The organism is Candidatus Poriferisodalis sp. (assembly GCF_965208895.1).
In the GTDB taxonomy this organism is placed as follows: domain Bacteria; phylum Actinomycetota; class Acidimicrobiia; order Acidimicrobiales; family Poriferisodalaceae; genus Poriferisodalis.
In genome coordinates, this window is record NZ_OZ242363.1 from 4,287,253 (window position 1) to 4,307,645 (window position 20,393).

Annotated in this window: 19 protein-coding genes; 15 read left to right on the forward strand and 4 right to left on the reverse strand. The window is 65.6% G+C overall.

Annotated elements, in window-relative coordinates; all coding sequences use genetic code 11:
* The first annotated feature begins 48 nt into the window (after positions 1-48).
* Positions 49-1,431: a glutamine synthetase family protein gene (locus ACOGJB_RS19270; protein WP_419838688.1), complete on the forward strand. Its 1,383-nt coding sequence runs from the start codon at positions 49-51 to the stop codon at positions 1,429-1,431.
* A 167-nt stretch (positions 1,432-1,598) separates the two neighbouring features.
* On the opposite strand, the gene ACOGJB_RS19275 is transcribed toward ACOGJB_RS19270, so the two are convergent.
* Positions 1,599-2,882, reverse strand: a complete 1,284-nt coding sequence (locus tag ACOGJB_RS19275; RefSeq protein ID WP_419838689.1) for a glutamine synthetase — start codon at positions 2,880-2,882, stop codon at positions 1,599-1,601.
* A gap of 124 nt (positions 2,883-3,006) precedes the next feature.
* Between ACOGJB_RS19275 and ACOGJB_RS19280 the strand changes: the two genes are divergently transcribed.
* The 11 genes from ACOGJB_RS19280 (at position 3,007) to ACOGJB_RS19330 (ending at position 12,972) form a co-directional block, all read left to right on the forward strand.
* On the forward strand, positions 3,007-4,290 hold the full coding sequence (locus ACOGJB_RS19280) for an ABC transporter substrate-binding protein (protein WP_419838690.1): 1,284 nt from the start codon (positions 3,007-3,009) through the stop codon (positions 4,288-4,290).
* A gap of 61 nt (positions 4,291-4,351) precedes the next feature.
* Positions 4,352-5,125: an ABC transporter ATP-binding protein gene (locus ACOGJB_RS19285; protein ID WP_419838691.1), complete on the forward strand. Its 774-nt coding sequence runs from the start codon at positions 4,352-4,354 to the stop codon at positions 5,123-5,125.
* The gene (locus ACOGJB_RS19290; protein ID WP_419838692.1) at positions 5,122-6,009 is read left to right on the forward strand and encodes a branched-chain amino acid ABC transporter permease; all 888 of its coding nucleotides are present in this window, start codon (positions 5,122-5,124) and stop codon (positions 6,007-6,009) included. Before ACOGJB_RS19285 ends, ACOGJB_RS19290 begins: the two co-directional genes overlap by 4 nt.
* Before the next feature lie 13 nt (positions 6,010-6,022).
* A complete protein-coding gene (locus tag ACOGJB_RS19295) occupies positions 6,023-7,909 on the forward strand; it encodes an ATP-binding cassette domain-containing protein (protein ID WP_419838693.1) in 1,887 nt (628 codons plus the stop codon).
* Between the two features lie 173 nt (positions 7,910-8,082).
* Positions 8,083-8,850, forward strand: a complete 768-nt coding sequence (locus ACOGJB_RS19300; protein WP_419838694.1) for a Phenylacetic acid catabolic protein — start codon at positions 8,083-8,085, stop codon at positions 8,848-8,850.
* Positions 8,851-8,856: 6 nt separating this feature from the next.
* The gene (locus tag ACOGJB_RS19305) at positions 8,857-9,150 is read left to right on the forward strand and encodes a hypothetical protein (RefSeq protein WP_419838695.1); all 294 of its coding nucleotides are present in this window, start codon (positions 8,857-8,859) and stop codon (positions 9,148-9,150) included.
* Between the two features lie 50 nt (positions 9,151-9,200).
* Positions 9,201-9,653, forward strand: a complete 453-nt coding sequence (locus tag ACOGJB_RS19310; RefSeq protein WP_419838696.1) for an FAS1-like dehydratase domain-containing protein — start codon at positions 9,201-9,203, stop codon at positions 9,651-9,653.
* Positions 9,646-10,038 (forward strand): MaoC family dehydratase, encoded by a 393-nt coding sequence (locus tag ACOGJB_RS19315; RefSeq protein ID WP_419838697.1) that lies wholly within the window; start codon positions 9,646-9,648, stop codon positions 10,036-10,038. The genes ACOGJB_RS19310 and ACOGJB_RS19315 overlap by 8 nt, the downstream gene beginning before the upstream one ends.
* Positions 10,039-10,075: 37 nt before the next feature.
* Positions 10,076-10,864, forward strand: coding sequence for an enoyl-CoA hydratase/isomerase family protein (locus tag ACOGJB_RS19320; protein WP_419838698.1), 789 nt, complete (start codon positions 10,076-10,078; stop codon positions 10,862-10,864).
* Positions 10,865-10,878: 14 nt separating this feature from the next.
* The gene (locus ACOGJB_RS19325; protein ID WP_419838699.1) at positions 10,879-11,247 is read left to right on the forward strand and encodes an MmcQ/YjbR family DNA-binding protein; all 369 of its coding nucleotides are present in this window, start codon (positions 10,879-10,881) and stop codon (positions 11,245-11,247) included.
* Between the two features lie 51 nt (positions 11,248-11,298).
* A complete protein-coding gene (locus ACOGJB_RS19330; RefSeq protein ID WP_419838700.1) occupies positions 11,299-12,972 on the forward strand; it encodes an acyl-CoA dehydrogenase family protein in 1,674 nt (557 codons plus the stop codon).
* A gap of 4 nt (positions 12,973-12,976) precedes the next feature.
* On the opposite strand, the gene ACOGJB_RS19335 is transcribed toward ACOGJB_RS19330, so the two are convergent.
* Positions 12,977-13,444 carry a PPOX class F420-dependent oxidoreductase gene (locus tag ACOGJB_RS19335; RefSeq protein WP_419838701.1) on the reverse strand — a complete coding sequence of 156 codons (468 nt, stop codon included), beginning with the start codon at positions 13,442-13,444 and terminating at the stop codon, positions 12,977-12,979.
* Between the two features lie 274 nt (positions 13,445-13,718).
* Between ACOGJB_RS19335 and ACOGJB_RS19340 the strand changes: the two genes are divergently transcribed.
* A complete protein-coding gene (locus ACOGJB_RS19340; protein ID WP_419838702.1) occupies positions 13,719-16,169 on the forward strand; it encodes a CaiB/BaiF CoA transferase family protein in 2,451 nt (816 codons plus the stop codon).
* Positions 16,170-16,174: 5 nt separating this feature from the next.
* Here ACOGJB_RS19340 and ACOGJB_RS19345 read toward each other — a convergent pair whose 3' ends face one another.
* The gene (locus ACOGJB_RS19345) at positions 16,175-17,230 is read right to left on the reverse strand and encodes a CapA family protein (RefSeq protein WP_419838703.1); all 1,056 of its coding nucleotides are present in this window, start codon (positions 17,228-17,230) and stop codon (positions 16,175-16,177) included.
* On the opposite strand from ACOGJB_RS19345, the gene ACOGJB_RS19350 reads away from it, so the two are divergent.
* Complete coding sequence (locus ACOGJB_RS19350) at positions 17,229-17,378, forward strand: hypothetical protein (RefSeq protein ID WP_419838704.1); 150 nt, start codon at positions 17,229-17,231, stop codon at positions 17,376-17,378. The two genes, ACOGJB_RS19345 and ACOGJB_RS19350, sit on opposite strands and share 2 nt — an antisense overlap.
* Positions 17,379-17,706: 328 nt before the next feature.
* On the forward strand, positions 17,707-18,873 hold the full coding sequence (locus tag ACOGJB_RS19355) for a serine hydrolase domain-containing protein (protein ID WP_419838705.1): 1,167 nt from the start codon (positions 17,707-17,709) through the stop codon (positions 18,871-18,873).
* Positions 18,874-19,146: 273 nt separating this feature from the next.
* Here the strand turns inward: ACOGJB_RS19355 and ACOGJB_RS19360 are convergent, their stop codons facing one another.
* Complete coding sequence (locus ACOGJB_RS19360) at positions 19,147-20,187, reverse strand: serine hydrolase domain-containing protein (RefSeq protein WP_419838706.1); 1,041 nt, start codon at positions 20,185-20,187, stop codon at positions 19,147-19,149.
* Positions 20,188-20,393: the final 206 nt, after the last annotated feature.

The following is a 20,393-nucleotide window of genomic DNA, read 5'->3' on the forward strand; positions in this document are numbered from 1 at the left end:
GAATGGTAAGTGTGTGCAGATGTTCCGGTGGACCAAGGAGGCAAGCCTGTGACAACCGTCGCCGATATCAAGGGCATTTTGAGCGGAGCCGACGTGCACACCGTGGAGGTCGCCATCGTCGATACCTACGGGCACCTTCGAGGCAAGCGCTTCCCGGTCGATCACTTCTTGCGCTCGATCGCAGAGGGCGGATGTCACCTTGCCGACGCCATCTACATCTTCGACCTGCACAACGATCTTGTCGACAGCCCGTACATCAACATGGGCCTCGGCTTTCTCGACACCCACTTGGTTCCCGATCTGGGCACGCTGCGCATCTTCGGCCACCGCCCCGGCTACGCATTGGTGTTCGCCGACAGTCTCGAACCGCCGCACCGTCTCCACCCCATCGCCCCACGCACAGTGCTGACCTACCAGATCGCACGCTGCCGGGCGCTCGGCTTCAGCCCGCTCGTGGCGACCGAGATGGAGTTCTACCTGTGCGAGGCCGACTGGTCGCACACCCAGAGCCACATCCAGTACTCGTCGCTCACCGACCGCGCTGACGTCGAATCGGTGCTGCTGGCGATGCGCCTCGCGATGATCGACGCCGGCATCCCCGTCGAATCGTCGAATCCCGAGTACGGACCCGGCCAGATCGAGATCAACGTGCAGTACTCCGATGCCATGACCACCGCCGACAACACAGCGCTGTACAAGAGCATTGTGAAGGAGATCGCTGAGGAGACCGGTCTCAAGGCCACGTTCATGCCGAAGCCGTGGACCGCGCCGTCGGGCAGCGGCATGCATGTACACACGAGCCTCGTGTCGGTGGGCGATCGCGCTCCCGCCGGCGGCGAGCGCCCGCAGGAGGCTGCGAGCCACAACGCGTTCGCCAGCTCCACCGACGGCCCCAACGAGGTGATGTCGCACTGGCTCGGCGGCCAGCTCGACAATGCCGCGGCGCTGTCGCTGCTGGGCAGCCCCGTGCCCAACGGCTACAAGCGGGTGCGCCCCTACACGTTCGCCCCCACCCACGTGCATTGGGGGCTCGACAACCGCTCGGTGATGTGCCGCTGCACGGTGGGAGCGGGCAGCGCGAATCGGGTCGAGTACCGGGCAGCGGGTGCCGACGCGAACCCCTACCTCATTATCGCCGGCCTGCTGGCAGCGGGCGCCGACGGGCTCGAACGCGGCGCCGACCCGGGGCCCATGAGCGTCGGCGACCAGTACGACGACGCCGGCGACGCTGTGCCGCTGCCCGCAAACGCTGCCGAAGGCATCGCGGCCTATGAGGGAAGCGCACTCGCCGCAGCGTTGGGGGAGGCATTCTCGACGAACTTCGTGCTGATGGCCAAGGCCGAGCTCGACAAGTTCACCGAGGCCGGCTGCGACCCGGTCGGCGACGACATCTCCGAGTGGGAGCGCAATCGCTACATCGAATTCACCTGACTTGTCGTGCGGCACCCCAGGTCTGTGCAATTTCGCCACCGTGAACCGCAGTCTTGCGCAGAGAAGGCGCCCCGACCCTGACGTGGGCAGAATTGCCGCCTCAGGCGGCAGCACTGCGCAGAGAACGATGCTCGTGGAGACTCGAACAGCGACCCGCTGCCGCAGGCTCAGTGGTAGGGGAGGTACTCGTTGATCTCCCAGTCGCTGATCTCGTCGACAGGCTCGCCGACGGCTGCCACGTAGCGCTCCCACTCGGCGTCCTTGATGGCCAGGAAGTTGTCGACCAAGTCGCTGCTCACGGCCTCGCCAAGTGCGCCGTCTGCACGCAGGTCGCCCAGCGCATCATTCAGATTGAGCGCAGAGGTCACTTCGGTGTTCCAGGCCTCCATGCCGTCGTTGGTCTCGGGTGCGGGGCATTCGAGCTCATCGACCACACCGAGACGCGCCGCCTGCAGCACGGCGGCAATCGCCGTGTGGATGTTGCAGGCGCCATCGGCCAGACGGGATTCGATGCGCGTCCGTGTGCCGCGCTCAGCCGGCACACGGGTGCCGACCACGCGATGGTCATAGCCCCAGTTGGCGCGCCGGCCGCTGAACGTGAACGGCCGCAGGCGCCGGTAGGCATTCACCGTCGGGCAACACAGCGGCGTGAGTCCCTGATGGTGAGCGCACAGTCCGGCCAGGCACGATTTCGCCAAGCCGGACAGTCCGTCGTCAGTGCTGGGATCGGCGAGCACGTTGTTGCCGTCGGCATCGAGCAGCGAGAAGTTCACATGGACGCCATTGCCCTCGAGATCCGCATAGGGCTTGCCCAGGAACGTGAGCCGGCGACCGCGGTCCATGGCGCATTCGCGGGCCAGCACCTTGAACAGAAAGGCGTCATCGGCAGCCCGCAGCGCATCGGCATAGCGAAGCGTCAGCTCGAATTGTCCCGAGTCGAACTCGGCATTGACCGATTCGAGCGTGATGTCGCTGCCGGCTGCGAGATCGACGATGTCGTCGATCAGGCCGATGGGGTCCACCAGGCGGCCGGTTCCGTAGACGTACGACTCGGGCGTGTCCCAGCGCTGCCAGCCGTGCTCTTCGGTGAGCTCAAGCACGTATGCCTCGAACTCGATGCCCACCATGGGGCGGTAGCCCAAGGCTTCCCAGTCGGCGATTGCCTTGCGAAGGGCGTAACGAGCGGAGTATCGGAACGGCTCGCCGCCCTGCGACAGGTCGCAGACGGCTACTTGGGTCCTGTCGTCGTCCCAGCCGGGCCGCAGGTCGGACTCTTCGAAGGTGGCATGCACGTCGGGAAAGCCGTCGAGTACGCCCGACCCGGGTGCGGCGATGAATGAACGGTCGTACGCGAGGCTGTACACGGCCGCGGCGTGCCCGGTGCCTTCGTGAGCCAGGGCCGCAGGAAGGTACTTGCCGCGGGCAAGCCCGAGGTGGTCAGGCCAGAGCATTCGGACACGTTCATTGGCCATTGCTGGTCCTCGTAGCTTCATGTGCGGAAACGGTCAGCAGAACCTATACGAGCCAATTTCCACGGGGGGCTAGCATCGATTCGATCGACGGGGAGGGCCCATCATGAAACGACGCATCTTGGCTTTGCTGGCCGTAGTTGCGCTGCTCGGTGCCGCATGCGGCAGCGACGACGACACGACGGAGAGCGAGCCGGCTGCCACCGAGGCGCCCGCCGCGACCGAAGCGCCTGCAGCCACCGAAGCACCGGCTGCTGCCGTCACGATGACCAGTATCGACATCGACCACATACTGAGCGCTGATTTGTCGAACTGCGAAGAGGCGCCGGGCGGCGATCCGATCCGTGTGGGCATGGCGATGGACTTCAGCGATGTAGTCGGCTTCGTTGACATCCCGGGCTCCAAGCTGGTGCCCTACATCGCAGAGCTCGCAAACTGCCGCGGCGGCTTCAACGGCCGGCCGGTGGAAGTGCGGGTTGCCGAAGTGGGCGACGACGCTGCGCTTGCCACCAATGACCTTCTCGACTGGGGTGCGCACTTCCTGATCGGCCCGCCGTTCGCCGACTTCGCGCTGCCGATCCTGCAGACCACCGGCGGGACCGTCCCGCTGTTCGTGGCGGCGTCCACCGAGCCGACGCTCGCCGATGCGTCCATCAACTCATACCTGGTCACCTTCGACGATCACCAGATGTCGGGTGCGGCAGCCCAGTGGGCGCTGGATCAAGGCATCACTCGGGCGATCGTGTTCACCGAGGGCGAGGGCATTCCCTACACCGGCGTCAACCCCGACGCGTTCATCGCGGCGTTCGAAGCCGGCGGCGGCGAGGTGGTGAGCGTACAGACCTACGTGTGGGCCGGAGACACCGACTTCTCCTCGCAGGTGAACGAGATCGCCCAGATCTCGGAGAACAACGAGGTCGTGTTCTCCGCAGCGCTCGGCTTTCAGGTGACGGCCCTGCGCGGTCAGCTCGAAGGCCAAGGGCTCGACGGTCTCACCTACGTCGGCACCGACGCCCTCGACGCCACGGGCATCCAATTCGAGGCCAACAATGAGGGCATCGCCCATACGCCGCACACGAGCATCACTGCGGGCGACCGCATCGATTCGATGCTCGCCGGGTTCGAGGCGCTCAACGGCGAGGCGCTCGACAGCCGCGGCTTCATGGCGCTGTATGTCGATTCGATGCTCGTCGGCATCCAGGGCATGCTCGATTGCGGCTGCGATGACACAGCCGCGATCGGCGAGGCCGTCCAGCAGCTCTCCGGATTCGAGGGGCTGTCGGGCGAAATCACCTACGCAGGCACGAACGGCATCCCGCCCAAGGCAGTGCCGATCAACCGCATCACCGATGGCGAGGACGTACTCGTCGACACGATCACCATCAAGTAGGCCCGCAACGGCAGCCGTCCCAGCGGGCACCAGCGGACATAGGCGGCAGATCTCGGTCTCCATGCTCGAAATCGAAGGCCTCACCGCTCGGTACGGCTCAATCGCTGCGCTGCGCGGCGCGTCCCTCAGCGTCGGGTCCGGTGAGGTCGTCGGCCTCATCGGGCCCAACGGCGCGGGCAAGACCACCTTGCTCTCGTCCATCTCGGGACTGTTGGCTCCAGCCGAAGGCCGCGTGACCTTCGAAGGCCAGGACATCACCGGCCGCCCGCCAGAACAGCTGCTGCGCTCGGGCGTGGCGCTCGTGCCCGAGCACCGCCGCATCTTCGCCGACCTCACGGTGGAGGAGAACCTGCGGATCGGGGGAGTGACGGTGCCCGCCAGAAAGCGCGCCGAGCTGCTGGACGAAATGGCTGAGCGCTTCGTCGTGCTGAAGGAGAAGTGGGACGTCCCGGCCGGCTATCTCTCGGGCGGCGAGGCGCAACAGCTGGCCATCGGGCGAGCGCTGATGTCGGCTCCTCGCCTATTGATGATGGACGAGCCTTCGCTGGGTCTCGCTCCGGTGCTCGTGGACCTGGTGTTCGAGCTGATCAGCACGCTGCGCGACCAGGGCCGTACGTTGCTCGTCGTGGAACAGAACGCCGCAAGAATGCTGGCGGTGGCCGACCGTGCGTACGTGCTGCGCAGCGGCGAGGTGGTGGCTTCAGGCACGGGAACCGAGTTGAGTCAGCAGGACGATCTGTTCGACACCTTCGTCGGGTCGGTTGTCGCAACGGACGAAGGTCTGCCGGTCGTGGGCGTACACGCGCCCCGCGATTGCGGAGACGCCGCATCGTGACCGAGCTGGCGCAGAACCTCATCGACGGTCTCGGCCGGGGCAGCATCTATGCGCTGCTGGCACTGGGTGTCGCGGTCGTCTTCGGCGTCATGCACCTGCTGAATTTCGCCCATGGCGAGCTCATCACCGTCGGCGGCTATGTCGCGCTGTGGACGCTGGGGCGCGAGTGGTCGTGGTACATCGTCACGCCGCTGATCGTGCTGAGCGCCGTGCTGACCTCGCTGGCGATCGAGCGGGTGGCCTTCTCGCGAGTGCGGGGCAGCTCGGACTTCACGCTGCTGCTGACGTCGTTCGGCGTGCACTTCGTCATCTCCGCGATCTTCCTGCTGTACGTGTCGGCCTCGGTCAAGCCGTTCCACCGGCCCTCATGGGTGACGAACACCTACTCGGTCGGCCCGCTCAACATCGAGGTGTACGACACCGTGGTCATTGTGGTGACGGTCATCACGCTGATCGGCACGACGCTGCTGTTGCAGCGGACCATGTTCGGGTTGTCGCTGCGGGCGGCTGCCGCCGACTTCGACACTGCTCGGCTGATGGGTGTGCGCTCCGACACGGTGATCCGGGGGGCGTTTGCCCTCTCGGGACTGCTGGCGGGCATTGCCGGGGTGTTCTGGCTGATGCGAGCCGGCAGCATCAGCCCCAGTGCTGGAATCACCCCGATGCTCAAGGGCGTGCTGGCTGCGCTGATCGGCGGTTTGGGCAGTCTGCGGGGAGCGGTGATCGGCGGATTGATGCTGGGGCTGGCGGAGGTGCTGCTGCGCTCACGGCTGCCCGACAGCGTCGCCAGCCTCACCGAGGGCGTGGTGTTCGGGCTGATCGCCCTGCTGTTCATCTTCAGGCCGCAGGGCCTCGTCACCGTCAAGCACGCTGTGCGGGTCTGATCGGTCGGGTTCGATGTTCCCCCGACTCGGACGTGACGTCGGCTTCCCCCTCGCGGGATGCGCCCTGCTCTTCGCAGTCTTCGTAGCGGGCGCGCTCATTTACCAGAGCTTTCAGGGTCGCGCCGCCGAACGGCTGGTGACGGTCATGCTGATCGACGCCATCATCGTGCTCGGTATCCAGATCTATGTCGGCAACACCGGCGTGCTGTCGTTCGGCCACATCGGCTTCGGCGCGATCGCCGGCTACGCGTTCGCGGTCTTCGCCATCAGCCCCGAAGAGAAGCTCAAGCGCATTCCCGACGCTCCATTCGGCTTGGACGAAGTGGTCCTCAACCCGGTGCTGGCCGGTGCGGTCGCTATCGGCGTGACGATGATCGTCGCGCTCGTCGTGGGTATCGGACTAGCGCGCTCGGGCGCGGAATCCGGTGCTGTCGCGGCCACCGTGATCACCCTCGCGTTGCTGTTCGTCACTCACGAGGTGGCTCGCAACTGGCCCGACTTGACCGGCGGAAACCGTGCGGGCCTCACGTTCAAGATCGGGGCAGCGCTCGACAGCAGGCTCCCGATCTACCTGTGCCTGCTGGGAGCATTGATCCTTGCGCGGCTCTTCGCTCAGAGCCGCAGCGGCAAGCTCGCCGTAGCCGCCCGCGAAGACAATCTGGCCGCACGCGCCATGGGTGTCAATCCGCTCGTTCAGCAGACCGCAGCGCTGCTCATCTCGGTCGTCGTCGTGAGCGTCGGCTCGTCGCTGAGGGTGTACGAGAACGGCTCGATCCTGCCCGACAACTTCTTCTTCAGCTACACGCTGCTGACACTGGCCATGCTGATCGTGGGCGGGCGCAACAGCGTCACGGGCGCGCTTGTCGGCGTCGCAGTGATGACCGTCGGGCGCGAATTCGCCCGACGCCTGGGCCAGGACGGCTTCGAGGTGTTCGGCCTCAGTCTTGATGCCGGATCGCTCGACTGGGTATTCCGCGAGAACCTGCAAACAGTGTTCTTGGGCCTGGCAATGCTCGGTTTCATGATCTTCCGATCCGACGGCCTGGTTGGGGACTGGGAGCTGGATGGGTGGCTCTGGCGTCGTTGGAATGGCCGCAAGTCTCCCGAACGGCCTGAACCGCTGGCTGAGGTCGCGCCGGTGGGATTGCACGCTGAGGTACCTCATGAAGGCGCAATCCTCGAGGTGGGCGACATCGTTGTCGACTTCGGCGGCTTCAGGGCGCTAAATGGGGCTGGTCTCAGCGTGGCGCCTGATGAGGTCGTCGGGCTGATCGGCCCGAACGGCGCCGGCAAGACGACGCTGGTGAACGTCATCACGGGCATGGTTGAACCTGCCGAAGGCTGGTTCAAGCTCGGCGAGCGCGACCTGAGGACCGAGTCGAGCCACGAGATCGCCCGTGCCGGGTTGCTGCGGACGTTCCAGAATCTGCGGCTGTTCGGCGCGCTGACGGTACGCCAGAACGTGGATCTGGCCAGCCGCGTGGCAGCCCGGCACCGGCCAGGGACCCATCCGTCGGTCGATGCACTCGTAGCCGAAGCCGGCCTGTGGGAGGTACGGGACCGCCGCGCCCGAGAGCTCGACTACGGCAGCGCCCGCCGCCTGGAATTGGCCCGGGCAGCGGCCATGGCACCGGCGTACCTGCTGCTGGACGAGCCCACGAGCGGCATGAGCGATGCCGAGTCCGATGAGATGATCCGGCGAATTCGGCACATGGCCGCGGCGGTCGACGCCGGCGTGTTGGTGATCGACCATGATCTGAACTTCATCACCGGCATCAGTGACCGGATCTACGTGCTCGACCAGGGCCAGGTGATCAGCGTGGGCACTCCCGACGAGGTGCAGGCCGACCCGGCCGTGCGTGCTGCGTACCTCGGCACTGAGAGCGACGCGCAAACCTGAGGCTGAGCCGATAGGCGAAGCCGTGGCCCGAGCGGCCCGTGAGCGCAGCGAACAAGAGCGGGAGACAAATTGTGCGACAACGGAAGGGTTCGCCCGTCTGAACGGTGTCTGGCTGAGTACTCTCGGAAGATGTCGGCGGAGTACCGCTCGGACTGTGGCGATGTGAGGATGACATGAGCACGTCAACGCTGGAACGCCCGGAATCTGATCGAATCGGGTCTGGGCCAATCGGCGAGTCTCAGCGCATCTGGGAAGAGGGCGACCCCGACATTCCCGCCGAGTTCCACGAATTGCTCGTGCGGATGCTGAGCTACCACGTCGAGAACAGCGCGAACCCCCACTACACGGAGTTGCTCACCAAACTGTGGGACCGCTGCCTGCGCTTTGCGCCCGACGAGGCGACCAAAGGGCTCCTGGTCAAGCTGATGCAGCAGGAAGTAGAGCACGGGATCATCAATGCACAGATCCTGGCCGGGCTCGGCGTCGATCACGTCGACCGTCCGATTGAGCAGTACGCATTCCGGCACCCGATGGAGACGTTCTGCGACCTGTCGTACTTCCATGCGCTCATCGATCGGGTGGGGGTGTACATCGGCGAGACGTGGGACGGCGTGCCCTACAAACCCTTGCTTGACATCGCCACGCGGGTGCACAAGGAAGAACTCTTCCACTGCACCCTCGGGCTGCGAAACCTCCGCCTCGTCTGCAAGACGTCCGAGGGGCTCGACGAGGCGAATGAGAAGATCAACTTCTGGTGGCCCGCGGCATTGGATATGTTCGGCCGGTCCGATTCCGACTTCGGCGACGCGTATGTGCGGTGGGGTCTGCGGAAGAAGAACAACGCCGACCTTCGCCGCCAGTACATCGCCGACACGAGGCCGTTGCTCACCGAGCTCGGGATCGAGGTACCGCCGAACCGGTTGAACCGCCGGTTCTTGTAGTAGGCCATGGACCCTGCGGCCGCGGGCGGACTTGCGATCAAGGTGACGCGCCTGGCGCCCGAAGTGGCGTTCATCGAGACGTCGTCATCGGCGCATTGGGAGTGCTTCTGGGTGGCCGAGGGGGAGCACACGCTTGTCGTCGGTGCATTCGACCGGGGCGACCGCTCGACGCCGGAGCCTCGGGTGCAGGTGATGAACAAGCCCTACGGCTGGGACATGCAGCCGGCTTGCGACCCGCCGTCTGCAGGCGACGACCAGGACCTGCTGGTGCAGGTGTGGCAGTTGCTGAGCTCGAATTGAGCGTGTTGGGCTGCAGAGTTAGGCGGAATCATGGGTAGCGAGGCATCAGGATGAACCTGGAGACGCTGGGCCGAGTGCTGGTCCGCACCGAGGTGGTGGTGGAGCCTGCCTCGGTGGCGCTGCTCGTCGATGCGCTGGGCACGCCCCACGCTCAGGAGGTGGCGCTGCGGCTGCCGTTCTTCGGGCCGACGGTGGGAGGCGGCGACTCGGTGGTCGGGCCCATCGAGCTCAGCCTCGAGCGCGGTCTCGCCGGCGGCCAGTCCTTCGAATGGCACCGTTCGTTCCGTCCGGGCGAGCGGGTGTCGGTGGTGGTGTCGGTCGAGGACATCATCGACAAGGGGACGCTGCACCTGGCCACGGTGCTGTCGGAGTATCGAGACTCCGACGGCGAGCTGATCCAGCGGCAGCGGACGGTGTTCGTGGAACGCAAGCCGGCCGGAGAGCGGGCGCAGAAAGCCGCCGCAGACGACGGCGGCGAGGCGGGGGAGCCCGGCGATGAATGAACAGCGCACAAGCGACTTGGAGTTGACCCCCTCAACCGCTCCGGCGGTCACCTCCGAGGCCATGCGCAGCTTCGTCGACGGCGTGAGTGACCCCAATCCGGTGCACACCGACCCGGAGTTCGCAGCCAAGGCCGGGTTGCCCGATGTAGTGGTGCAGGCCTCGCACACGACCGCAATCGCGCTGGATGCGCTCGTGGCTCAGTTCGGCGTCGACGCGATCCTGAACCTCGACGTCCGGCTGCGCGGACCGATCTTTCCTGGCGATGAGGTGACGGTGTCGCCGGTGAGCTTTGGCGAGCTGGATCGAGGGGTGGAGTTGCGCAACCAGCGGGGCGATGTGGTTGCCACGGGCATCGTGGTGATGCGCGGCGATCCCGACGAGTGACCTGCACGAGCGAGCGCCGACGACAGAGGGAGAAAACATGAGCTACGAACACCTGCTGAGCGAAGATGCGGACGGCGTGCGGATCCTGACGCTGAACCGGCCGCAGAAGTTCAACGCTTGGAACGCTGCCATGCGTGCTGAGATGCGAGACGCTGTCGAGGACACGGCGATGGCGACCGGAATTCGTGCGCTGATCATCACCGGCGCGGGCCGAGCCTTCTCTGCTGGCGAAGACGTCTCGGAGATGGGCGATCTGACCGAGATGGGAACCCGAGGATTCCGTGCGGTGGCCCGCGGCATCCACTCGGTGTTCGATCTGATCGAGGCGCTTGAAGTGCCCGTCATCGCCGCGGTGAACGGCGTCGCTGCAGGCGGCGGCTTCGAGTTGGCGCTGTCGTGCGATTTCCGGGTCATCGCTGAGAACGCCCGATTCGTCATGCCCGAGGCCAAGGTGGGGCTCATCCCGGGCTCGGGCGGCTGCTCCCGATTGGTCCACTACGTCGGGCTGGGGCGCGCCAAGGAACTCGTGATGCTGTCGCGCAATGTGGGCGCCGACGACGCCAAGGCCATGGGCCTCGCGACCGAAGTGGCTCGGGAGGGCTCGGCGGTCGACGTCGCCATGGAGCTCGCGGCGGAGATGTCCGCCTTCGCTCCGCTCGCCCTGGGCATGGCCAAGACGGTGCTGAACACCTGCACCGACGTCGACCACGAGACCGGACGCCGTCTCGAGCGCCTCGGCCAGAGCGTGCTCAAGACCACCGCCGACCACGCCGAGGGCGCCAACGCATTCCTCGAACGCCGCGCCCCCGACTGGCAAGCCCGCTAGAGCACGGCCGCAGGATGGCGACGTTTGACGACGTGCGGCGGCTCGGGATGGCACTGCCCGAGATGACCGAGTCCACCTCGTATGGGACGCCGGCGTTGAAGGTCCGCAAGAAACTCGTGTGTCGCATGTGGAGCGAGCGCGAATACAACCGCGATGACGTACACGACACTGAGGTGCTGGTGTTGTTCTGCGAGCTGGAGATGAAGCCGGTCCTGCTCGAGAACCATCCCGACGTGCTGTTCACCGTGCCCCACTACGACGGGTACGGCGCCGTGTTGGTCCGCATGGCTGACGTGGACCTCGACGACCTAGCCGATTGGCTCGAGGAGAGCTACCGGCACCGAGCGCCTCCGACCCTCGTACGCCAGCTCGACGCCGACTAGCAGGGTCCTGCGCCAACACGAATCTCGCCGTCACGCACCACACTGGTGGCCATGGATGATGCGATGACGCTTGAAGCGAGCGCGAACCAGCCGCCGCCGCTCGAACCGTACGACCTCTTCGCGAGCGACCCGGTGCTCGGTGCGGCCATGGAACGCGAGGGCGGCGACCGTGAGACGATGGCTGCGTTCGGCAAGTCGGTGGGCACCGGCGAAGTGTTTGAGTGGGGCTTCCTGGCCAACCGGCACTCGCCCGAGCTCGCAACCCATGATCGCTTCGGCAACCGCATCGACGAGGTGCGGTACCACCCGGCATATCACTCGTTGCTCGAGATGTCGGTCTCGGCGGGCATTCACTGCATGCGGTATGAGTCCCAGCCCGGCGACGGCGGCGCGGTCACTCGGAACGCTCTGATGTACCTGGTGAGTCAGGTCGAGGTAGGCCACGGCTGCCCGACCTCGATGACGTCCGCAGCACTGGGCGCGCTCGAACACCAACCGGAGCTCGCTGAGACGTGGCGGCCGCGCCTGGTGTCGCGCAGCTACGACGCCCGCCTCGTCGAACCGTCGACCAAGTCGGGCTGCCTCGTCGGCATGGGCATGACCGAGCGGCAGGGCGGCTCGGACGTGCGGGCCAACACCTCAATCGCCGAGCCCGTCGGCGCGTCCGCCGCCGGTTTGGAGGGTGCCCACTTGCTGCAGGGTCACAAGTGGTTCACCTCCGCCCCGATGTGCGACGCCTTCTTGGTGCTGGCCCAGGCGCCCAAGGGGCTCTCGTGCTTCCTGGTGCCGCGTGTACTGCCCGATGGGCAGCGCAACGGGCTGCGGTTCATGCGACTCAAGGACAAGCTCGGCAACCGGTCCAACGCGTCGGGCGAGCTGGAATTCGACGACGCGCTGGCGCAGATGGTGGGCCCCGAGGGGCGCGGCGTGCCCACGATCATCGACATGGTCAATGCCACCCGGGTCGACGTGGCCATCTGGGCCGTATCGCTGATGCGCCAAGCGGTCGCCCAGGCGGGCTGGCACGCGGCGCATCGCAGCGCGTTCGGTTCGAAATTGATCGACAAGCCGCTGATGGTGAACGTGCTCGCCGACTTGGAACTCGAAGTCGAGGCGGCGACGCTGATGATGGCGCAGATGTCCGGCGCCTTCGATCGAGCGCCGACGGATCCCGATGAGGCCGCCTTCTCGCGCCTCGCGACCGCGGTGGGCAAGTACTGGCTGACGAAGCGCTCGAGCCCAGTCGTGCGCGAAGCACTGGAGTGCGTGGGCGGAAACGGCTACGTCGAGGAGTCGATCCTGCCCCGCCTGTACCGCGAGGCCCCGCTCAACGCCATCTGGGAGGGCGCTGGCAACGTGATCGCGCTCGACGTGCTGCGAGCCATGGCCCGCTCCCCGCACAGTGTGGAAGCGTTTGCAGACAGGCTGGAACGCGCGAGGGGCGCGAACGCCACGCTCGACCGGCACCTCGCCGATCTTCGCGCCGCAATAGGGGGCCACGATGACGGTGGCTCGGGGGCGACGCGTGAAGCAGGCGCGCGCCGTCTCGTTGAGCAGATGGCCCAGTGCTGGGCAGCATCGCTGCTGGTGCAGCACGGCGATTCAGCGCTGGCCGAGGCGTACGTGCAGTCCCGTCTCGGCGGCGACTGGGGAAGCGAGCTTGGCACGCTCAATCCCACGGCCAGCTTGGGCCACATCGCCGCACGAGCCGTCCCGTCCCGCTGATCGGCTACTCCTCAACGAGGCGGGCGGGGAAGCCGCCTTTCGAGATCGGACCCCAGGTCTCGATGTACAGGCGCAGCAGCACCTTGTCTTGGCGGGTCATCGCCTCGCGGTATTCATCCCAGTCGGAATGCTCGCCGCTGATCACCCGGAAGTACTCGACCAGGCCGTCGAGAGCGTCGGGCAGGTCCACCACTTCGCCCCGGCACTCCAGTTGCACCCACTCGCCGTTCCAAGCATCGGACATCACGACCACCCACGCCTGGGAGTTGCGCCGAAGGTTCAGCGACTTGGCCCTGTCGGGGTAGCTGCTCACCAGCACGGCGTCGCCCTGGGGATCGAGACCCATCGTGACGAGCGATGCCTGCGGGCGACCGTCCCGCCGGAGCGTGAGCAGCACGCCGTGGTGCCGTTCCCGCACGAACTCCAGCAGCTCAGCACGTTCCACCACGCGATCAGTCGCTATCGACACCATCTGGTCCTCCCAATGGGCAGCGCAGACTGGCGCAACCCCTCGCTGTCGCACCCATTGTCTCCCGCTCTCGCTCGCTGCGCTCGCGGGCCGCTCGGGCCACGGCTGCGCCGTGCGGCGCAACCTCCTGGGCCATCCGAACAGCTCGGGCAGTCTCGCCGCTCGGCTGGCCAATCGGCGACTGTTTGGGCAGCTCGGTTGCCCAACGGTCCGCGCCACCCGCCCGCACAGGGAAGAATCGGCGTCGGGCGGCGCAACGTGCCGGCATGAATAAGGGGTGACGTTCGAGATGTTGCAGCACTATCGGGTCTTGGATCTCTGCGAGGGAGTCAGCCAGTTCGCGGGCTACCTGCTCGCCAGCCTCGGCGCGGAGGTCATTGCCGTCGAGCCACCCGGCGGTGTCCGCAGCCGTCACCTCGGGCCCTTCGTCGACGACGAGCGAGACCCGGAGCGCTCGCTCGCCCACTGGGCCTACAACCAGGGCAAGCAGAGCGTCACTGCCGATCTCTCCAGCGCGGACGGCCGACTGCGGCTGCTCGAATTGGTGAGGGGCGCAGATGCACTCATCGAGGACGCCCCGGTTGGTCACTTGGCATCGCTGGGCCTCGGCTATGACGACCTCGCCGCCGTCAATCCCGCGATCGTCCATGCTTCGGTGACGCCGTTCGGCTCGACCGGGCCTCACAGCTCCTGGGCAGGCTCGGACCTGACCGCCGTGGCCGGCAGCGGCTTCCTGCACGCCAGCGGGGACTCCGACCGCGCCCCCGTCCGTGTCTCGGGTGCGCCTCAGAGCTTCCTGCAGGCAGCCGGAGACGCCGCGGCTGCGACGCTCATTGCGCTGCGTGAGGCCCAGCGCAGCGGCCTCGGTCAGCACGTCGACATCTCCGCCATGGAGTCGATGACTCACGGGCAGCCGCAGAATCTGTCGCCACGGGTGAATGCCAACCCCATCGACCGCCTCGCCGGGGGCTTGAGCCTCGGCGGCATCGATGTTCCGATGATGTTCCCGTGCGCGGACGGAAACACCATCTGTGTGGCACTGATGGGCGCCGCATTCGCGCCCTACACCCAACGGCTCGTGGAGTGGGAGGCCGAAGAGGGCTACGCCGACGAGGAACTCCAGGCGGTGGACTGGGAGACGATCGCCGTCGAGGTCCTCAGCGGCCAGCGATCGCCCGAGATCATCGCCAAGTCGTTCGCGACACACGCCCGATTCCTCGCGACCAAGACCACCGATGAACTGTGGGCCGCGGCATTCGACCGGAACCTGCTGATCACACCGTCGGCGCTGGTCAGCGACCTCCTCACCAACCCGCACTTCGCCGATCGTGGGTTCTGGCGGGACACCGAGATGGATGACGGCCGCACGGCTCGCTACTGCGGTCCGCTTGTCCACTTCAGCGCCGACGCTCCAGAACGAACCCCTGCCGTTCCGCCGTTGGGTGCCGGCAACGACACCGTGGACACCGACCGCCAGCCGCATGCGACAGCAGTGGTTGGTGCCGGCGGCCCCAGTTCCGACGGACACCAGTTGCCGCTTGCCGGCCTCAAAGTCGTGGAATTCTCGTGGGTCATCGCCACGCCCTCCGCAGTGCGGATCCTGGCCGACTACGGGGCAACCGTGGTCAAGGTGGAGACGGAGAGCCGGCCCGACACGATGCGGACGGTCAACCCGTTCGTCGATGAGGAAGCCCATCCTGACAACAGCGTCGGTTACGGCGTGTACAACGCGGGCAAGCGCAGCCTCAGCCTCGATCTCAGCAAGCCCGAGTCGCGAGCGGTGGTGGAAGACCTGATCCGCTGGGCCGACATCGCCACGGAGTCCTGGGCACCAGGAGCAGCAGCGCGCATGGGCTTCGGCTACGACGACTTCTCGGCGATCAACCCCGAGATCATCATGCTGTCGAGCTCATTGCTGGGCCAGAGCGGGCCGTACTCGAGTCTTGCCGGCTACGGGTTCATGGCAGCTGCGATCGCCGGTTTCTACGAGATCACTGGATGGCCTGACCGGGGACCCGCCGGCCCGTATGGCCCCTACACCGATTTCCTGGCGCCACGCGTCATCGTGGCGTCGCTGATGGCGGCGTTGGAGCGACGCGACCGCACCGGAACCGGCTGCTACATCGACGTGTCGCAGACCGAAGCAGCTCTGCATTATCTGGCGCCGGCCATCTTGGATGCGTCGATCAATGGCCGCGATCCGCAGCGCTGCGGCAACGAGGACCCGCACATGAGCCCGCATGGCGTGTATCCGAGCTCGGGCGACGACCAGTGGGTGGCTATTGCCTGCGCCGATGACCGGTGGGCAGCGCTGGCTGACACCATCGGGCTCGTCGGCGATGGGACACCAGGCTCGGATCAGGCTGCGCGCAGGGAGCGTGCGGCGGAGATCGACGAGGCCATTTCGGCATGGACCTCGGAGCGCACCAACACGGAGGCGGCCGAGACGCTGCAGGCCAGCGGTGTGGATGCCTACCCAGTCAACAACGGTCAAGGATGCTGCGACGATCCGCAGCTGCAGGCTCGGGAGCACCACATCAACGTTCCCCACAGCTATCGCGGGACGATGTGGACGCAGCACTGCAGGACGCGCATGTCTCGAACGCCACCGGTGGTCTGGCGAGGCGGCCCATGCCTGGGCGAGGACAACTATGAGGTGCTCACCGATTTCCTGGGCTACGACGCCGACCGCATCGCCGACCTCGCAGCGGCCGAAGTGCTCGGCTGAGGCCGCTACTCGGTCTCGGTTTCGGCTGCCGTGCCGGATTCGGCCTCCTCCGCGCCATCGGGGCCCTCACCTTCGGCTTCAGACTCGGCCTCCGACCCGGTCTCACCGTCGGTATCGGGCGCTGGCGCAGCAGTCGTCGGCGGCGGCTGATGGCGGGCGCAGTCACCCGAGACAATGTCATTGATGCGGTCGACGCGGGCCCCTGCAGCAGCAGGCACCGGCGCGCCGTTGGCGTCGAGCAGATGCGGATGGAACGACCAGTCCACGATTTCGTTGCCGTCGAAGTCGATCTGCAGGACACCCGTCTCGCCAGTGATACCGGACCGGTGATGCCACACGAAATTGCCCAGCGAGTAGGCCACCAGCTTCCCGCCGTCGAACGCGACCGGCTGCAGCACGTGTGGGTGCTGGCCGATGACCACGTCGGCGCCGTTGTGCAGCAGCTCGAAGGCGAAATCGCGCTGGCGGCCCTCTGGACACGTCATGCGCTCGATGCCCCAATGGACGACGGCAATCACCACGTCTGCCTCGCCTGCGGCCACCCGCACATTGGCGAGCACTCGGTCCCGCTGGTACGCCGACGCAATTCCCGGACGCGTCTGGGTCGCCGGAAACCCGAGCGGCACAACCATCGAGGCGCCGACGAATGCGACGCGCACACCGGGCCGGACCTCGATCACGCGGTGCCGGTACGCATCGGGGCCTCTCGCCCCCGCACCGAGCGCAATCACACCGTTGGCCTCGAGAAGGTCGACGGTGTCGATCAGCGCGTCCGGTCCGTAGTCCATGGCGTGGTTGTTGGCCAGGTTGGCCACATCCACGCCGGCTGCAGAGATGCGCTCGGCTGCCGACGGCGGCGCCCGGAACACGTACTGCTTGTCGGCGGGATTTCCGCGCTCGCTGATGACCATCTCCACGTTGACGACCGCGATGTCCGCCGGTCCAAGCGCTGGCTCGATGCCGGCGAACGGGTCGATGCCGGCTGCTTCGCTGCGGTCCATCAGCACGTCGCCGCCCGCCAGCAGCGTCCACGTCACATCCGGCTCTGTCGTTGTCGCCATGACGACCGCCATTTCGGCTGTAGCTGTCGTCGCGGCCGCGGCCGAAGCGACCGGTGCGGTGACGGCAACCGCCACGGCTTCGATCTCGATTTCTGCCCCGAGTGCTCCGGCTTCAGCAGGCGAAGCGGGAGCAGGCGCCCCCGATTGACTGGGCGGCGGCGGCTCGATCCGTACAGGGCCGGCGCTGCATCCAGCGGCCACCGCAGCGGCGCCGACGAGACCAGCCGCAACAATCCGTGCTGCTGCGACCGTGAGCGTCCGCGCGCTTGGGGGACTGCCGTGCCGCTTGGAGTCACGCATGTGAGCGGCACGGCAAGTGCGTGCAGGCGGGTTCACACATCTCAGGCGCCGGCATCGGCCCGAGCGTATGTCGGTCGGTCGGTGTCCTTCGTGCCGCTGCTCCGAACTAGCGTCGCGCCCGCAGGGCCGAATCAATCCCTGCGAAGCGCTGAACTCAGCCGAACAGGAGGCCTGATATGTCGCTCGGAGACACGGTTCAAGGAATTCTCGACCGAGGCGTCGCCGACGGAGATGTCGTAGGCGCGGTAGCCAGGGTCATCAGTGCCGACGGAGAGATCTGCTCAGCGGCGGCTGGCACACGGGGCGCCGACAGCGACGTTCCGATGTCTGATGACACCGTGTGCTGGATCGCTTCCATGACCAAGGCCATCACCGGCACCGCGGCGATGCAGCTCGTCGAGCAGGGCCAGCTCTCGCTCGACGGCCCCGGCGCGGAGGTGCTGCCACTGCTCGGCGAGCTCGACGTGCTGACCGGCTTCGACGACGACGGCAACCCGGTCACCCGGCCCCGCAACGGCGACATCACGCTGCGTCACCTGCTGACCCACACCGCTGGCATGGGATACGACATCTGGAGCCCGGAGCTGGGCCAGTACGAAGAGGTCACCGGGACGCCCGGCGTCACCGAGTGCCGGAAGGAAACGCTGAGCATCCCGCTGCTGTTCGACCCCGGCGATCGCTGGTTCTACGGCACGGGCATCGACTGCGCGGGCCAGATGGTGGAGGCGGTCTCGGGGATGTCGCTCGGCGAGTACATGTCTGAGCACATCTTCGGGCCGCTGGGTATGACCGACACGTCGTTCAAGATCAGCGACGACATGCGCGCTCGCATTTCGGCGATGCAAGCGCGGATGGAGGATGGCTCGCTGGTCGAGATGCCATTCGAGATCCCTCAAGAGCCCGAGTTCGAGATGGGCGGCGGCGGCCTGTACTCCACCGTCGACGACTACTGCCGCTTCCTGGCCATGATGCTGAACGGCGGCAGCCTCAACGGCAACGAAATCGTGTCACCCGAAACGCATGCGCAGATGGTCACCAATGCCATGGGCGACTTGCGCGTCACGATGCTTCCGACCGCCATCCCGCCGTACTCGTTTGACGCTGAGTTCTTCCCCGGCGTCGAGAAATCGTGGGGCCTGACATTCCAGATCAACGAGGAACCCGCTCCGACGGGGCGCCCGGCCGGCGGCCTCATGTGGGCCGGTTTGGCCAACTCCTACTTCTGGATCGATCTGCAAAACCAGGTGGCCGGCTGCTACATCAGCCAGCAGGTGCCGTTTGCGGATCCCCGGTCATACGGACTCTACGAAGCCATCGAGACCGCTACGTACAACAGCCTGTAAGGACTCAAGCCGCTCGGCGCAGATGTCATAGTTGGGGGGGTAGGGGACGCTGCGATGTTGCGATCTGCTGGATCGCTGGAGCAGAGGGTCCAACTCCGTCCCTGCGCGCGAACCAACTAGCCCTCGTTCTCGGCTTGTCTGGGAACCAAGCAGGGCCGAGCACGATGCGGCCGTTGTGGCCTCCGAAGACAAACGAGAACAGCATGTTGGGCCGAGCTGTGCCCTCCATAATAGACCTCCAGACCAGCGGTCCAACAGAGGTTGTCTAAGACTTCATGTGGCGGTTGCGGAGTTGACAACAAGCCGATGGGCGAGCCGAGCGACTGCGTTCACGACACGGGTACGGCCGTCGTTCGCTACGACGGCAGATGCTCGTCGCTCTTGCAAATCGAAGACGAACGCCGAGGACCACATCGTGTTCGAGCCGACTATCTCGAAACGAGTGTTGGATTCTTCTAGCGGCTGCATCGCAGTCTTAGCCGCGTGGTTACACGAGACTTTGAGCACTTTCATACACGTCTCGGGTGGGAGCAATTCCACCGCCGGGTCGACGAGGGCCGTGAGTAGTGATAGCACGTCACCGAGGGACATATGCAGTGTGCCTGCTGACGAATAGACGGCTGGGTTGTCGCTGTAGGTACTCTGCGGATCACGCGGTGAAGAGCGGCCGAATTCAAATGGGCCAAGTCGAAGTCGCGCTCTGTGGCCACGTATTCTCGGGGGTGGGCCAAATCCGGCTGAAGTGATCGACAACTCATCAAGAAGATGCTCTTGAAGCGATAGTTCGAACGGACCAACACCTAATCGATCGATAATCGCGCCCACCAGAATATACCCGACATTGGAATATACGGGATACGAAATTGGTCTTGTTGGCGACGAGAGAGCTTCCATAGCTATCGACGTCCGCTGAATTGCAAGTTCTCCAGTATGATGCCAATGTTCGTACATCACACTGCGTGGTAGATCACTTGCGATTGACACGCGATGCTGGAGCAAGTCACCCACAGTCACAGTTTGCCAATCATCATCAACCGGAAATTCACTCATAAAGTAGCTGGCCACAGGACTACGCCAGTCGCACCGTCCCAGTTCGACAAATTTGGCCCACAGACAGCATGTGAACAGCTTTGTACATGATCCCAAGTGCCACTGATCTTTGGCTTCGACACGCTGAGCTGAACCGTCCGCACAAAGGCCACGAACATCCGTCGCGACGACGATTCCATTTCCGGTTATCGCCGCTCCCACAGCTGTCGCCATTTCTGACAGACCCCAATAATTCCACCATTCGACCAAGTCGTTATCCCGCACTATTTTCTCCCTTCGTGCTATCTTATTTTCGCGAAAGCACGACGTGTTCGACGACTCATGCCGCCGCATATTCGTAGTAGCCCGACCCTACAAGCGTCATACTCTGAGTCCTTGATCAATACGCATTCTGTAGCAAGCATGAAGCTGGCAAAGGAGGTCAAGCCCATGAATAGGGCTATTGATCCGTGAAATGGTATCGCAAAAGC